Here is a 15,088-nt window from a genome sequence, read left to right as displayed (position 1 = left end):
GGTCCCACTAGACTGACCCGGTGACCGACTCCACTGCACACGATCCCGCACACGCACGCCCGGTTCTCGTCGTCGACTTCGGTGCCCAGTACGCGCAGTTGATCGCCCGCCGTGTGCGTGAGGCCAACGTGTACTCCGAGGTGATCTCGCATACTGCAACCGCCGAGGAGATCGCGGCAAAGGATCCGGTCGCGCTGGTGCTCTCCGGTGGACCGTCGAGCGTCTACGCCGACGGGGCACCCGAACTGGACTCGGCACTTCTCGACCTCGGCATCCCCGTGTTCGGAATCTGCTACGGATTCCAGGCCATGGCTCAGGCCCTCGGCGGAACCGTCGAGCACACCGGAACGCGGGAGTACGGGCGCACTCAACTCAGCGTCGACGGCGGCCGTCTGCACGACGGCTTGCCTGCGACCCAACCGGTGTGGATGAGCCACGGCGACGCGGTCACTGCGGCTCCGGAGGGCTTCACCGTTACTGCCACCAGCGCCGGCGCACCGGTTGCCGCCTTCGAGAACGAAGCCACGCGGATGGCCGGAGTGCAGTATCACCCCGAGGTTCTGCACTCCCCGCACGGGCAGCAGGTACTCAGTCGGTTCCTGCACGAGACGGCAGGCATCGCTCCGGACTGGACAGCGGCCAACATCGCCGACGCTCTGATCGAGGCAGTCCAGGAGCAGGTCGGTCCGACGGGTAAGGCCATCTGTGGTCTGTCCGGTGGAGTCGACTCCGCGGTGGCGGCGGCTCTCGTGCAGCGCGCAATCGGCGACCGGTTGACCTGTGTCTTCGTCGACCATGGATTGCTACGCGCCGGCGAGCGCGAGCAGGTTCAGCAGGATTTCGTGGCTGCCACCGGAGCCAAGCTCGTCACCGTCGATGCAGTCGACACCTTCCTCGGTGCGCTCGAGGGCGTCTCCGATCCGGAGGAGAAGCGCAAGATCATCGGCCGCGAGTTCATCCGTAGCTTCGAGGGTGCCGTCACCGAGGTGCTGGGTGAGAACGCCGAGCACGGCGACTCCGTCGAGTTCCTGGTGCAGGGCACGCTCTACCCGGATGTCGTGGAGTCCGGTGGTGGTTCGGGAACCGCCAACATCAAGAGCCATCACAATGTGGGCGGTTTGCCGGACGATCTGCAGTTTGCTCTGGTCGAGCCGTTGCGCGCGTTGTTCAAGGACGAGGTTCGCGCCGTCGGGCGTGAATTGGGACTGCCCGAGGACATCGTCGGAAGACAACCTTTCCCGGGGCCCGGACTGGCCATTCGCATCGTCGGAGAGATCACTGCGGACCGGCTGGCCACGTTGCGTCATGCGGATTCCATTGTTCGAGAAGAACTTACGGTCGCCGGCTTGGATCAGCAGATCTGGCAGTGCCCGGTGGTGCTGTTGGCGGACGTCCGCAGTGTCGGAGTGCAGGGCGACGGTCGTACCTACGGTCATCCGATCGTCCTGCGTCCGGTGTCGAGCGAGGACGCGATGACCGCGGACTGGACTCGACTGCCGTACGACGTGTTGGAAACGATTTCGACTCGGGTGACCAACGAGGTTCCGGAGGTCAACCGAGTCGTTCTCGACGTGACGAGCAAGCCGCCGGGCACCATCGAGTGGGAGTGAGCGCGTCAGCTTTTTCTGCTGGGGCCCAATAGAAGAGCGACTCCGACGGCGACCGCGGCGATCACGAAGACCCAGCGAAATTGCACGTCGCCCAGGGCGACGATCGCATCCTGTCCGATGATGGCTGCGACCGAGACCACCATGGCGGCCAGTCCGGCCAGCAACAGCAGCGCCGACGGTCCGCGGCGGTTCGAGTTCTGCGCCTCGGTGTCGGAATCGCTGTCGCCGTAGTCGTGTCCGATACGGTCGGAGTTGTTCTTCTTCACTTCTGCACCTTCAGCTCGCCTAGCGCTACATCTCCCACGATCGTCAGGACCGGAGCATCGGTGCTCGTTGCCGGGCCGAACCGTGTCTCGGTGGGGCACGTACCCATCGCCGCCTCGCATTCCACGGTCACGTTCATCGAATCGGGCACGGTGACGGACGCACTGCCGAACGCCACTTCGATTTTCACGCGGTCGTTCTCGGTCAGCGTCAGGCCTGTGAGGTCCAGGTCCAGCTCGCCGGCCCCGACCTTGTACATCGGATCGAGTTCGGCAGCGGTCATCGGGGCGACTCGTTGATTACCCGCCACACTGTTGTCCAGGTTCACCGGCCCGACCGCCGATGCCAGGACGACGAATCCGGCCAGGGGTGCCGCGACCACCAACAGTCCGTAGCCCTTGCGGAGGAATGCACCGAGGATCAGCCCGACCGCGATGATCGCCAACGCGACGGCTCCGACGCGTCCCGCTGTGGCCCAGTCCCCGCCGGATGCGGCTCCGACCGCGGCGGTGACGGCAGCGCCGAGCAGTGCAAGGCCGAGAAAGCTTGCTGTCCATCGTGATCGGTGCTTACGCTCGATCGCTGCGGGTGGGAATGCCGGTGCCGGTTCGGGGAGATCCCAGGCGAACGGAGCCACACCGAGCGGGTCCCACGACGGGGGAGTCACCGTCGGCGCTTCGGCCGGCTTCTGCTTGTTCAGATTCACGGTGTGGTCGGCACCGGAGTCTGCAGCATCGGAGCTATCGGCTGCTCGCGGCGTCGGAACGTAACTGCTCGGCAACGTCGTGTACGGGCTGTAGTGCTCCTGCTGAAACTGCGGCGGCCGATACTGCGCGGCCGTCCACTGCTCCGCTGACGTACTGTACGAGCCGAAAGGCTTGGGCGCGTAGTAGTTTCGGGAGAACTCTGCAGTCTGCATGTACGGTGGCGGCTCCGGGCAACGCTGATGCAGCAACCACAGGCCACCGAGCATGGCCAACAGCGAGATGAGCCCCGAACCTCCGAGCCCGACACCCACCGGGCCTATCGTCGATACCGCGATCACCAACGCCACCGCGACGACCACCATCTTGGTGGTCGAATCGGAGCTGGTGCCGCGGCCGACGAGTGACTCTGCGCCGGACGCAGTGTCACCGGCTCGGCTGAGCACCAACCACGCCGCCAGATACAGCACGATGCCGGTGCCGCCGAACAGGGTGGACACGACGAACGCGACCCGAATCAGAACAGGATCGACGTCGTAGCGATAGCCGATACCGGCTGCGACACCCGCCACATGTCCGCGTTGCGGCAATCGGTGCGGACGGGTTCGCCACATCTGCTGAATTTGATCCGAGACGGTCACGTTGCTCATGACAACCATCGTGGCGTTCCCGATCGAGAAGCACATCAGGGATACCCCTGATATCGACCCCGAGCGTGATCGGACGTCGGCGAATGCGCGAAACATCAGGGCGAACCCTGATGCGACACTCGCCCTGTCCGTGTCAGGATCGATGCGTGCACCCTGTCGACAATCCCTCCGTTGACGCCGCCCGCAACACACCACCCGTGGCCGGCGACGCGCCGGTCGCGCCTGTCACCTTTCCTGTCGCTCCTGCACGATCTGCTCCTGCCCCCTATCTACGACGCGGCGGCGGACGCATCGTCGGCGGCGTCGCCGGGGGTCTGGCCGACCATCTCGGCGTCGACGTCTTCAAGATTCGGGTGGCCTTCGCGCTGCTCGCGGCCTCGGCCGGTGCCGGAATCGCCGCCTACGGCCTGATCTGGATGTTCACGCCTGCCGGTGACGACACGGCACACCCGAGTGCCGCCGAACGTCAGCGTGCGCTGGGGTTGGCCGCCATCGGTCTCGGCCTCGCGGTGGGGCTCGCCTGGCTTCTCAGTGGTACTGCCGCATCGGTCATCGTTCCGGTCATCGTCGTGGTGGTCGGTGCGGCGCTGGTGTGGCGCGAGTTCGACGTGGAGGGTCCACGGACAGCGTTGGGACTGCCCAAGCATCCGACCGTGCTGAGCTGGGCGCGGGTGGTCGGCGGAGCAACGCTGATCGTCCTCGGGCTGGGGGTGGTGGTTCTTGCTCGCGTCGATCTGGCCGCACTGCGTTCGTCGCTGCTGGCGGTGGTGGTCACCCTCGTCGGCGTCGGCTTGTTGACGGTTCCCATCTGGTTGCGCACCTGGCGTGCGCTCGGTGCCGAGCGATCTGCGCGTATACGCAACGACGAACGGGAGGAGATTGCCTCGCACTTGCACGACTCGGTGCTGCAGACACTCGCCTTGATCCAGAAGCAGTCCGATCGGCCGCAGGAAGTGATGCGGTTGGCACGAGGGCAGGAGCGGGAGCTACGCAAATGGCTTTTCGACGGCGGTGACACCGACAACTCCAGCTTGGCCGACGCCCTGAAGACCATCTCCGGTGAGGTCGAGGATCAGCACGGTGTGACCGTCAGGCCCATCACTGTCGGAGACGTGCATCTTCTGCCCGACGACGTCGAATCCGGCCTGTCCAGGGAAAGTTTCACCGCGCTTCTCGGTGCCACGCGAGAGGCGCTGGTCAACGCGGCCAAGCATTCCGGTGAGACCAACATCGACCTGTTCGCCGAAACCGAAGCCGAGCAGGTCAGCATCTTCGTCCGCGACCGCGGAACCGGGTTCGACGAAACCGAGGTGCCCGAGGACCGGCAGGGCCTGGCGAAGTCCATCAAGGGCCGTGTCGAACGTCGCGGCGGCACCGTGCAGGTGCGGTCGACCGTCGGCAAGGGCACCGAGGTACGCATCTTCATGCCCCGCAACGGCAGTACTGTGACCACTGAATCGTCCGAATCCAACCAGCAGGAGCAGCCGACGTGACCGACCCGTTCCGAGTTTTCCTGGTCGACGATCACGCGGTCTTTCGCTCTGGCGTGCGGGCCGAACTGGGCCGGGAGGTGGATATCGAGGTGGTCGGCGAAGCGGGAGGCGTCGCCGAGGCGGTATCGGGTATCGACTCGACGAAACCCGATGTGGTGTTGCTCGACGTGCACATGCCCGACGGTGGTGGGGTGGCCGTGCTGAATCGCATCGCCGAGGGGCCGGTGTGCCTGGCTCTGAGCGTGTCCGATGCGGCCGAGGACGTCATTGCCGTCATCCGTGCGGGGGCCAGGGGATACGTCACCAAGACCATATCCGGAGCGGAGCTCGCCGACGGTGTTCGACGCGTCGCCGGGGGAGACGCGGTCTTCAGCCCACGTCTGGCCGGATTCGTTCTCGATTCGTTCACCGGTCGTAGTGCCGCCCCGGAGCCCCCGCTGGATCCGGAACTGGATTCGCTGACGCCCCGTGAACTGGAGGTTCTGCGGTTGCTGGCGCGCGGATACACCTATCGCGAGATTGCCGAGGATCTGTTCATCTCCGTCAAGACCGTCGAAACTCATGCGTCGAATGTTCTCCGAAAGACCCAGCAGTCCAACAGGAACGCACTCACGCGATGGGCGCACAAGCGCCGCATCGACTAGCCGTCCGCGTCACGCTTGACCTTCGACCAACCCGAAGCCTCAGGATTTCACCATGACTGATTCGGACGAAGAATTCCTGACCATCGGTGTGTTCGCTCGCTCGAGCGGGCTGACCCCGAGTGCCCTGCGCTTCTACGACGACTGTGGGTTGCTCGTCCCTGCGTCCATCGACGCGAAGTCCGGCTATCGCTACTACACTCGTGCTCAGTCCAAGCGGGCCAACATCATTCGACAACTGCGCGAGATCGGGATGCCTACCTTCATGGTCGTTCCTGCAGGCTCCACTCCTTGCTCGACGAGGTGAGCGCCGCCCTCGACGGCGACGGAGCCGCGGCGGTCGAGATCGTGGATCGACACGTCGAGGAGCTGGCCGAGAATGCGCGCGCAGCAGCCGAGGCTGCGGTCTCGATCCGCCGGATGTTCGACGAAAAGTACTGCACGGCAACGGTATCTGCCATGGAATTTGCCTCCGCAGTAGAACAGGTCTCGTCGGCAGCCGGGACGAGTGACGATTTCCCGGTGTTGCGAGGCGTCCTGATCGAGGTGGACGGCGGCACCGTCACTTTCACTGCGACGGATCGGTATCGACTCTCCACCCGCAGTCTCGTCGCGCAGAGCTCGGCCGGCACCCCCTGGTCTCGAATCGCAGCGGTCGGCTCCCTCGGGACGGTGACCGCAACCGGCACCCTCGTGCTGACTGCAACCGACGACGCGATGGTGATCGACTCCGACGGTGCTCGGACCGAGGTCGATCCGGTCGACGGCGAATTCCCCGACTGGCGGGCGATCATGGACGGTTTGGCTCCGACCGTGACGAGGGTCGTGCTTCGACGCGATTTCGTTCCGCTCGACGGCGGCACCATTCGCATGACAGCCGGGCCGAACGGCGTCTCGGTCGATGGTGTTCCGGTTCCCGCGCAGGTGACCGGTTCGGAGAGTGTGGTGTTCTTCGACGCGGCCGTCCTACAGGCGGCCGTCGCTTCGGCTGTCGGACCCGACCTGATGCTCGACATCGCTGCGCCGGATCAGCCGATGCTGGTGCGCTCCGCGCTCGACGGCGCTCTGACGACACTGGTGATGCCGGTTCACGGCTGATCGAGTGCCTCCTGTCGTCGAAAGTCGGCAAAGTGTCGACTTTCGATGACTGGGTAGGCGCGCCCGCACTCGATACCGTCGACGGTATGGACGACAAGATGCTCGGGGAGACGCCACCGGCGGTGCTGTGGTTCTCTCGTGGTGATCGAATTCTGCTGATCGCCGGGGCAATGCTGGTGGGCGGACTGCTGGGATTCGCGGTGCCGTACGTGGCGGAGTGGGGAGCGTCGCTCGCCTGGATACCGTTCCAAGGTCCGTTGGAGATGATCGCCTCGTGGTCGCAGTGGTGGGTTCGGTACGTCTGTATCGCGGTGGGGGTCCTGCTCGGGTTGGCGCTGGTGGCCGCCGCGTTCTACGACACTGCGCGGGTTGCGGTGTCGGAGGCGCACGTTCGCATCACCGAGAAGGGCGAGACCGCCACTGTGTCCAGATCGCAGGTCGGTACCGTGTTCGTCGACGGCAAGGAACTGGTGTTGCTCGACGCAGCCTCGCGTCAGTTGGTGCGCGTACCGAGCGAGGAGAAGCGTGAGGCGATCGAGGCGGCATTCGAGCAGCGGGGTTACTCGGTTGCGCCCGGTGATCCCTACGACGATCTCTATCGCCTGTGGGTGCCTGGGACGCCGGGTCTGGCACCGGAGGTGAATGCGGTGCTCACAGCTCGGGACATGGCACTGAAGAAGAAGGCGGGTGCCGATGCGCGCGAATTGCGTTCGGAGCTGGACAGACTCGGCGTAGTGGTGCGCGACAAGAAGGCCAGACAGTACTGGCGCCCCCTGGTTCGATCGTGACCTGGTTGAGGCAGCACCGGGAGCGCGCATGGGACGTCGCCGCCATCGCGTTCGCTCTGGTGTTGATGCTGGCGGTGGCCGTGGACACCGAGGGCAGGACTCACACGAGCACCGTCGTGGCGGTTGTCGTCGGCATCCTCGGCGCTGTGTTGTTGTGGTGGCGTCGACGGTGGCCGATCGAAATCGCGGTAGCGCTGGCGGTGTGCACTGTCCTTACCGATGCTGTGGGCGGAGCCGAACTGGTAGCCGTCTTCACCGTGGCGTCTCTGAAGTCGTGGCGAGTCACCACTGCGGTGGTGACTCTGCACGTGCTGGCACCGATGATCTGGACGACACTGTGGGGCGAAGAGTCGATTCTGTACACCGCGATACTCAGTCTCGCCTTCGTGAGCATTCCGGCAGCGTGGGGAATCGTCGTCAAAGCGCGGCGGGAAGTGATCGATTCGCTCCGTGAGCGGGCGGAGCGCGCCGAGTCGGAATCGAATTTGCGCGCCGAGACCGTTCGCGGGCTCGAACGTGAGCGGATCGCCAGGGAGATGCACGACGCTCTTGCGCATCGAATCTCGTTGGTCAGTCTCCATGCGGGTGCGCTCGAGGTCCGGCCGGATGTCGGTGCGCGGGAGGTCGAAGCGCTCGCGTCGACCATCAGATCCAATGCGCACGGTGCTCTGGAGGACTTGCGGGAGATATTGGGAGTACTTCGATCGGGCGACGTGAACGCGCCGCGTCCACAACCGGGTGTGGGCGATATAGCTGCGCTGATCGAGGATTCGGAAAAAGCCGGTACCCAGGTGACGTTCGTCGACGAGATGCCCGCGAACCTCTCGCTACCCGCCTCTGCCTCTCGCACCGTTCACCGTGTGATTCAGGAAGGCCTGACCAATGCCAGAAAGCATGCGCCGGGGTTGCCGGTGCGATGTGGAATTACGCAGGTCGGCAACGAGATTCGAGTGTGGCTCGAAAACGGAATCAGCGCAGGAAGATTCGCGACTGTACCGGGTTCGCGATCGGGAATGATCGGTCTCACCGAGCGAGTCGAGTTGGCGGGAGGGCGAATCGAGTACGGTATCGCCCGAAGCAGCGTCGGAGTGGTCTACCGTCTGGAAGCATGGCTACCGTGCCCGAACTGACCGATGGTACCGAAACGGGCAAGACGCTCGAGGTGTTGCTGGTCGACGACGACGCGTTGGTCCGGGCCGGGTTGTCTCTCATACTGAGTTCGGATCCGGGTATCGCTGTGGTCGGTGAGGCGTCCGACGGTCGCGGCGGTATCGAGGCAGTGCACGCGCTGTCTCCCGACGTGGTTCTGATGGATGTGCGGATGCCCGTCATGGACGGTCTGGCTGCCACCGAAATGCTTCGCGCAGAGAGTTTTTCAGCGGCAATCGTGGTGTTGACCACGTTCGACACCGACGAATATCTGCTGCGGGCTCTGCGGGCGGGGGCCAACGGGTTCTTGCTCAAGGACACGCCACCGCGCGACATCATCGACGCGGTGCATCGCGTCGGAACCGGGGAGTCGATGCTGTCGCCGACGGCCGTAGGACGCTTGGTTGCCCACTGGCGCGAGCAGGACGCTCGATCGCACGACTCCGCCACGGCGCGAGCGCGAGCGGTACTCGATTCTCTCACCGATCGAGAACGAGAGGTGGCAGTTGCCGTCGGATCGGGAAAGTCCAACGCGGAGATCAGCGCGGAGCTTTACATGAGTGTGGCGACGGTGAAGACCTACGTGTCACGGATCTTGACGAAGCTCGAGTGCAGCAACAGGGTTCAGATCGCGATCATCGTGCACGAGGCGCGCTGAGGGCTCGACTACAACAGAAGGCCGATCACCAGAATCAGAACGATCACGACGGCGAGGATCAGTGCAGCGAGGATGACCGGAGACGGAATCGTCGTCCGATCACCCACGGCATCTTCGATTCGCATCAGCACGTTCTCGATCGGGTTCTTCTTCTTTCGGGGCAGGTCGAACGGTGGGGGAGAGTAGGTCGAAGGAACCGGATTCGCTGGGCTTGCACCGGGTTGCACGGCGGGTAGGCCTGCGACGGTGCTGCCGAATTCTCGGGACGGACGGCGAGATTCGGACACCGGTGTCGAGCGTCTCGCCCATGCAGGAACTACGCCGTCCGCGGAAGTCAGGGGGACACCCCGTAGCTGAGCTATGGTGCCGCGCTTGCTGATCGCAGCGAGGATGATCTCGTCGCGGGCCTGCGCCATGGTGGGACGCCGAGCGGGATCGGGCTCGAGCATGTGCAGCAAGGGACCGGTGAGATCTCCGCTGCGGGTGGGAGAAATGATCTGCCCTTTGGCAACTCGGTGCAACAGGGCGATCGAATCGTGATCGATGTCGAACGGAGGTTTGCCTTCGATGGCGGTGTACAGCGTTGCGCCGAGGGAGAACACGTCGCTGGCTGCGGTGGGATCCTGTCCGCGGGCAACCTCCGGGGCGAAATACGCAGGGGTACCGGTGATCACGCTGTCGTCGGATTCCTCGACGTCCCCTTTCGCGCGGGAGATGCCGAAATCACTGATCTTGACGATGCCCAGATCCTTGCCGCGATCGGCGATCAGAATGTTGCCCGGCTTGATGTCGCGGTGCACGATTCCTGCCTCGTGCGCCTCGGTCAGTGCGTCGGCTATCTGTGCCCCGATCTGAGCAACCTCGAACGGCGGTAGCGAATCGGTGGTGCCGAGCGCCTGCGCGAGACTGCGTGAGGACAGGTATTCCATGACCAGCCACGGCTCGCCGTCGACGAGAGCGACGTCGTGCATCGCGATGGCGTGGGGGCTGGACAGGCGGGCAGCGATGCGACCCTCACGCATGGCCCGATTGCGCACCTCGATGGCTTGCTCAGGGCTCAGCGCGGTGGTGGACGTGACCTGTTTGACGGCAACCTGGCGATGCAGAAGTGTGTCGGTGGCGAGCCATACTGCGCCCATTCCGCCGCCCCCGAGTTTGCCGGCAAGGCGGTATCTTCCGGCCAGGAGGTAGTCGGGTCCGACTCCTCGTCGAACACGCTGCTGATCGGTCACGCCCACAGGTTAGTTGACGATGGCGGGGCGTGCCCGCAGCAGCGGAACGGAAGCTCCCACCAGCGGCTTCGACACCACCTTGACGAGTTGCCGTCCGAGCGGCTTTACTGAGTGCAGATCGAAATTGTGTTCGAATACGCCACTTCCCGCGTTCGACGAACACCGATGTTTCGGCTCGATTTTCTACATCGTGAAGGGGAGTGACATGACTGTATCGGGAGCTTCTGTCACGCCGGATGTGCTCGACGGGTTGTCGCTGCCGGAGCGTGTCGCGTTGCTGCGTAGCCGGATGGCTGCCGTGCCGTCCCGTGGCGAAACGGCGTCGGTGCGCATCGAGAGTTCGGACCCGGACCCCGTCAGCTCCGATTTCGGCGAGGCCGAGCCGATACGTGCGGTCCGTCAGCGGGCCGTTCTTCCGGTGCCCTCTGCGCTGATCGACGTGCTGCCGCACGGTGGACTGGTGCGAGGAACGGTGGCCTCGGTGTCCGGTGCCGGCTCGCTGCTGATCGGTCTGGTGGCCGCAGTGACCGGTGCCGGTGGGCATGTCGCCGTCATCGGGCAGCCTCGTTTCGGAGTTCTCGCCGCGGTGGAGATGGGCGCACAGCTGAGCAAACTGGCCCTGATTCCCGATCCGGGCCCCGATCCGGTGGAAGTGGCGGCAATCCTGCTCGACGGTGTGGACCTCGTGGTGCTCGGTCTCGGTGGCATGTCCGTATCACCCACTCGGGCCAGAGCCGTGGTAGCCAGGGCACGGAGCAAGGGTTCGACGCTGCTGGTGACCGATGGACACTGGGACGGGGCAGAACTACGACTGGACGCGTCGGTGCACGGTTACGACGGTCTCGGTACGGGTCGGGAGCTGGGACGTGGCCGGCTCCGCGGCGTCCGATTGTCGGTGTGCGCGCGCGGCAAGGCGATGCGGCCCCGCACCGTTCGACTCGACCTGCGTTCGGAGAACGGCCGCATCGAGTGGCATGCCGAGGAGCGCGAACAGAATCCATTGTCGATCGCGGTCTCGACATGAGCGTCGATCGTTCCAGCCGTGTTCTTGCCAGCCGTGTTCTTGCCAGCCGTGTTCTTGCACTGTGGTGTCCCGATTGGCCCGCTGTCGCAGCAGCTGCTCAGGCCGATCTGCCTGCGACGCATCCGGTGGTCGTCACCTCGGCCAATCGGGTCGTCGCGTGCTCGGCGACGGCACGTGCGTCGGGTATCGAACGCGGACTACGGCGTCGGGAAGCCCAGGCGCGGTGCCCGGATGTGCATGTCGCTCTCGCCGATACCGATCGTGATGCGCGACTGTTCGAGCCCGTGGTCTCGGCCGTCGCCGCCATCGCACCGGGAGTCGAAGTGCTGAGGCCGGGTCTGTTGGTTCTCGCCGCTCGCGGTGTCGGACGGTATTTCGGTACCGAGCATCGGGCCGCGGAACGGCTGATCGACCAAGCGTCGGCTGCCGGTGTGGAATGTCAGATCGGTATCGCCGACGAGCTGTCCACCGCGGTCGTCGCCGCGCGATATGCACAGGTGGTGCCGCGCGGAGGTGGTGCCGGCTTTCTCGCTCCGTTACCGGTGGCAGAACTCTCGGCAGAACCGAGTATGTCCGCTGCAGATCGTGGTGAGCTGGTGGACCTGTTGCGACGCTTGGGTCTACGAACCATCGGCGACTTCGCTGCGCTGTCTCCGGGTGACGTCGCGTCGCGGTTCGGTACCGATGCGGTGTTGGCGCATCGCAGTGCTCGGGGTGAGCCCGAGCGTCCGCCCTCGGCCCGGGCGCTGCCGCCGGATCTCGATGTGGAGTATCGGTGCGACCCACCGATCGATCGGGTCGACGCCGCTGCATTCGCCGGGCGCGGTCTTGCCGAACAGTTGCACACCAAGCTTGCTGCCGCGGCCGTTGCGTGTACTCGTCTGCTGGTGCATGCCAGTACCGGTAACGGTGAGAACCTGTCGCGGATCTGGCGTTGCGCGGAGCCGTTGACGCCGGAGGGAACAGCCGATCGCGTGCGGTGGCAACTGGACGGCTGGCTCACCGGGCGCAGCGAGAACAAGCCGACGTCCGCGATCACTGTTCTGAGGCTCGAGCCGATCGAGGTGGTGGCAGCAGGTGAGCTGCAACTGGGATTGTGGGGCAGTGTCGGCGACGAGGACGAGAGAGCGCGTCGGGCATTGGTGCGCGTTCAGGGTCTGCTCGGTGGCGAGTCGGTGCTGGGTGGTGTTCTCAGCGGTGGACGCGGGCCGGCCGAACGGATAACGCTGCGCCCACTCGGCGACGAGCTGGTGCCGATGTCCGATCCATCCCATCCATGGCCAGGACGGTTACCCGAACCTGCTCCGGCGGCGGTGATCGAGACACGTCCGACGGTGACGCTGATGAATCGGACGGGTACGGGAATAGGCGTCACCGACCGCGGTGTGTTCGACGCGCCACCTGCACGATTGCGCTGGGGAACCAAGGAATGGGAACTGACGGGATTGGCCGGGCCGTGGCCGGTGGACGAACGGTGGTGGGACAGCGGCACCGCATCGACGGGTCCGACAGCGCGGGCCCAGGTGGTGCTCGACGACGAAAGGGCCCTGCTGCTCGTGTTCGACGAAGGTCGGTGGCGGGTGGAAGGAATCTACGAATAGTGACACCGCTACATTCGAGTGAATGCAGATGATGTCGGAGACGGTCGACCTCGGTGGCGTCGATATCGCGTATCGCTCGTTCGTCCCGCCGGAACACCTCAGCGCAGCACCGGTGCCGGTGCTGCTGGTACACGGGATGGGCGGGGACAGTGGGACCTGGGATCGCTTCGCCCGAGCACTGACAGCTCGAGGTCGCCGGGTGATCACCGTCGATCTGCGCGGGCACGGTAAGAGCGCCCACACGCCCACGTACGAATTCGACTCGTTCGGTGGCGATGTCCTTGCTCTGATCGATCACCTCGGGCTGACCGAAGTCGATCTCGTCGGGCATTCCCTCGGCGGATATGCGGTCTCGCTCGTCGCGCAGCGTCGCCCGTCGCTCGTTCGCCGTCTGGTACTCGAGGAACTTCCGATACCGATTCGGCCAGGGGACGCCCCGCCGACCCTGACCGGCAAGATGCCGTCGGTCACCGAGCTCTGGCATGCCGCGACCAGCGTTGTCCTGCATCCCCGTGCGGTACTCGCGTTCGATCGGTCGATGACTGCCACTGCACTCGAGCAGTTCCGTCGGCCGAATCCGCGGTGGTGGGAGTCGTTGGCCGACATCACTGCTCCGACGTTGGTGCTTCGTGGAGGTCCCGGCGGCATGGTCGATCCGGTTCGGCTCGACGCGATGGTCGCCGAGATCTCGACCTGCCGCGTCGAAGCGTTTCGCACCGGACACAGCATCCATCGCGACGGTTACTCGGCGTTCGAGGCCACCGTTCTCCCGTTCCTCACGGACTAGGGTCTCGGACATGACTCCGAGTGCGCTCGATCGCAGAATGCTGGGCTGGTCGGCACTGTTCGTCGTATCCCAGGCCAACATCGCTCGGCTGCTCGGACCCGCGGCCCCGAAAGTACTCGAGGTGCAGACGGCCTGGTCCGCGCGGCGCTACCGACAGATCCTCGCGAGCATGGACGAGACCGAGATCGCCAGATTCCGCAGCCACTATTTTCCCGACTTCGTGCATCCGGCGATCTATGCCATCGCACTCAGGGCCGGCGCACGCAGCCTGGCAGCGAAGACGCCGCTGAGCCCCGCGGCGACGACCGCATTGGCCGTCGCGCCCGTGGCCTCGGCCGCCGGTGACTACATCGAGAACATTGTCGGACTGATACTGGTGGACAACCGAGAACAGATCACCGACACCGTCGTTCGCGCCACCACCGTGGTCAGCACCGTCAAGTGGATACTGGCGATCGGCTCACTGGCGTACCTGAGTCAGGGATTTCTGCGCGTGTGGGCAAAGGCTTTGTTGCGCTGAGGCATACCCAGGCTAAAAGATGAAGGGCACCAATCGTTTCGAGCGTGCCATGTATTCGGCGTAGGCGTCTCCCAACCCCTCGAGCATGGCCGTCTCCTCCGATGGAATTCTGCGTACATATCCCCCGGCCAGAAATGCCACCATGACGGGAGAAAGCCAGTTTCCGTACGCAATACAGAAGCCGAGCGCACAGATCAGTGCGCCGGCATAGGACGGGTGGCGAACGAACCGATACGGGCCCGTCCGAACCACTGGTTGCTCAGGGTGCGTGTGGACCACGAATGTGAAGGACTCTCCGAGTGTGCGAGCTGCCGAGATCCGAAGCGTCTGCCCGAGGGTTGCGGTGGCCAATCCCGTCAGAAAGACAGCTCGTCGGTGGCGGGTGCACACGGTGGCCGGCGAGATCACGCTCAGGAGAAGGCCTCCGCCATACGAGAGCACAAGGCCGCGGCCGACGGCGCGGCCGGAGCCGTTGTCTCGGTTCGATGAGCCGGTCCGCGGCTTCCGCATCCCCATCTTGTATTCCGACCACACGAAGCCGGTGAATGCTGTCGCCAGAACAGCAGCGGTCGAACGGTCGGTCACGAACAACGGCAGCTTCTCGGCGATCACGCGAGACAGCTTCTCAGACGCGGGACCTGTCACGCACCATCGCCCAGACCGGCGTCGCTGAGCCCTGCGGCGACGACTGCATCGGCCGTCGCACCCGTCGTCTCCGCTGGCGGTGACCACAGGGAGAACATCGTCGGCCTGATGCTGCGCTGAACCTCACGACTGGACCGCGGCAGCTCTGCATCCCAGGTAGGGCTGGGTCTACCTCGACTGCATGCCTCGCTCTATGTCGGAGATGGCGTTTGCCGAGTGGACTG

16 protein-coding genes are annotated in these 15,088 nt (G+C 64.9%); 12 read left to right on the top strand and 4 right to left on the bottom strand.

Annotation, left to right across the window (positions count from 1 at the left end):
* Positions 1–20: 20 nt before the first annotated feature.
* Positions 21–1,610 carry a glutamine-hydrolyzing GMP synthase gene (guaA, locus tag O4220_RS21870; protein WP_269607596.1) on the top strand — a complete coding sequence of 530 codons (1,590 nt, stop codon included), beginning with the start codon at positions 21–23 and terminating at the stop codon, positions 1,608–1,610.
* A 5-nt stretch (positions 1,611–1,615) separates the two neighbouring features.
* On the opposite strand, the gene O4220_RS21865 is transcribed toward guaA, so the two are convergent.
* Positions 1,616–1,876: a hypothetical protein gene (locus O4220_RS21865; RefSeq protein WP_269607595.1), complete on the bottom strand. Its 261-nt coding sequence runs from the start codon at positions 1,874–1,876 to the stop codon at positions 1,616–1,618.
* On the bottom strand, positions 1,873–3,228 hold the full coding sequence (locus O4220_RS21860; RefSeq protein WP_269607594.1) for a PspC domain-containing protein: 1,356 nt from the start codon (positions 3,226–3,228) through the stop codon (positions 1,873–1,875). Before O4220_RS21860 ends, O4220_RS21865 begins: the two co-directional genes overlap by 4 nt.
* Before the next feature lie 146 nt (positions 3,229–3,374).
* Here O4220_RS21860 and O4220_RS21855 point away from each other — a divergent pair, with 146 nt between their 5' ends.
* Genes O4220_RS21855 through O4220_RS21825 form a run of 7 tightly spaced genes read left to right on the top strand, consistent with a single transcriptional unit; the run spans position 3,375 to position 9,055 of the window.
* Positions 3,375–4,721 (top strand): sensor histidine kinase, encoded by a 1,347-nt coding sequence (locus O4220_RS21855; RefSeq protein WP_420030446.1) that lies wholly within the window; start codon positions 3,375–3,377, stop codon positions 4,719–4,721.
* On the top strand, positions 4,718–5,365 hold the full coding sequence (locus tag O4220_RS21850; RefSeq protein WP_269607593.1) for a response regulator: 648 nt from the start codon (positions 4,718–4,720) through the stop codon (positions 5,363–5,365). The genes O4220_RS21855 and O4220_RS21850 overlap by 4 nt, the downstream gene beginning before the upstream one ends.
* Positions 5,366–5,417: 52 nt before the next feature.
* Positions 5,418–5,669: a MerR family transcriptional regulator gene (locus tag O4220_RS21845; RefSeq protein ID WP_269607591.1), complete on the top strand. Its 252-nt coding sequence runs from the start codon at positions 5,418–5,420 to the stop codon at positions 5,667–5,669.
* A complete protein-coding gene (locus tag O4220_RS21840) occupies positions 5,654–6,460 on the top strand; it encodes a hypothetical protein (protein WP_269607590.1) in 807 nt (268 codons plus the stop codon). The genes O4220_RS21845 and O4220_RS21840 overlap by 16 nt, the downstream gene beginning before the upstream one ends.
* Positions 6,461–6,492: 32 nt before the next feature.
* Entirely contained in the window at positions 6,493–7,248 is a 756-nt protein-coding gene (locus O4220_RS21835) for a hypothetical protein (RefSeq protein WP_269607589.1), read from the top strand.
* Positions 7,245–8,378, top strand: coding sequence for a sensor histidine kinase (locus O4220_RS21830; RefSeq protein WP_269607588.1), 1,134 nt, complete (start codon positions 7,245–7,247; stop codon positions 8,376–8,378). The genes O4220_RS21835 and O4220_RS21830 overlap by 4 nt, the downstream gene beginning before the upstream one ends.
* Positions 8,357–9,055 (top strand): response regulator, encoded by a 699-nt coding sequence (locus O4220_RS21825; RefSeq protein ID WP_269607587.1) that lies wholly within the window; start codon positions 8,357–8,359, stop codon positions 9,053–9,055. Before O4220_RS21830 ends, O4220_RS21825 begins: the two co-directional genes overlap by 22 nt.
* An 8-nt stretch (positions 9,056–9,063) precedes the next feature.
* Here O4220_RS21825 and O4220_RS21820 read toward each other — a convergent pair whose 3' ends face one another.
* Positions 9,064–10,287 carry a serine/threonine-protein kinase gene (locus O4220_RS21820; RefSeq protein WP_269607586.1) on the bottom strand — a complete coding sequence of 408 codons (1,224 nt, stop codon included), beginning with the start codon at positions 10,285–10,287 and terminating at the stop codon, positions 9,064–9,066.
* A 205-nt stretch (positions 10,288–10,492) separates the two neighbouring features.
* On the opposite strand from O4220_RS21820, the gene O4220_RS21815 reads away from it, so the two are divergent.
* Genes O4220_RS21815 through O4220_RS21800 form a run of 4 tightly spaced genes read left to right on the top strand, consistent with a single transcriptional unit; the run spans position 10,493 to position 14,219 of the window.
* Positions 10,493–11,311, top strand: coding sequence for a hypothetical protein (locus tag O4220_RS21815; protein WP_269607585.1), 819 nt, complete (start codon positions 10,493–10,495; stop codon positions 11,309–11,311).
* Entirely contained in the window at positions 11,308–12,912 is a 1,605-nt protein-coding gene (locus O4220_RS21810) for a DNA polymerase Y family protein (protein ID WP_269607583.1), read from the top strand. The genes O4220_RS21815 and O4220_RS21810 overlap by 4 nt, the downstream gene beginning before the upstream one ends.
* A gap of 22 nt (positions 12,913–12,934) precedes the next feature.
* Positions 12,935–13,699: an alpha/beta fold hydrolase gene (locus O4220_RS21805; RefSeq protein ID WP_420030445.1), complete on the top strand. Its 765-nt coding sequence runs from the start codon at positions 12,935–12,937 to the stop codon at positions 13,697–13,699.
* A gap of 10 nt (positions 13,700–13,709) precedes the next feature.
* Complete coding sequence (locus tag O4220_RS21800) at positions 13,710–14,219, top strand: hypothetical protein (RefSeq protein ID WP_269607582.1); 510 nt, start codon at positions 13,710–13,712, stop codon at positions 14,217–14,219.
* Positions 14,220–14,231: 12 nt separating this feature from the next.
* Here the strand turns inward: O4220_RS21800 and O4220_RS21795 are convergent, their stop codons facing one another.
* Entirely contained in the window at positions 14,232–14,831 is a 600-nt protein-coding gene (locus O4220_RS21795; protein WP_269607581.1) for a methyltransferase family protein, read from the bottom strand.
* Between the last annotated feature and the right edge of the window lie 257 nt (positions 14,832–15,088).

The organism is Rhodococcus ruber (genome assembly GCF_027270735.1).
GTDB classification, from domain to species: domain Bacteria; phylum Actinomycetota; class Actinomycetes; order Mycobacteriales; family Mycobacteriaceae; genus Rhodococcoides; species Rhodococcoides rubrum_A.
The sequence above is the reverse complement of the archived record's forward strand: the minus strand, read 5'-3'. Positions and strand labels throughout refer to the sequence as shown.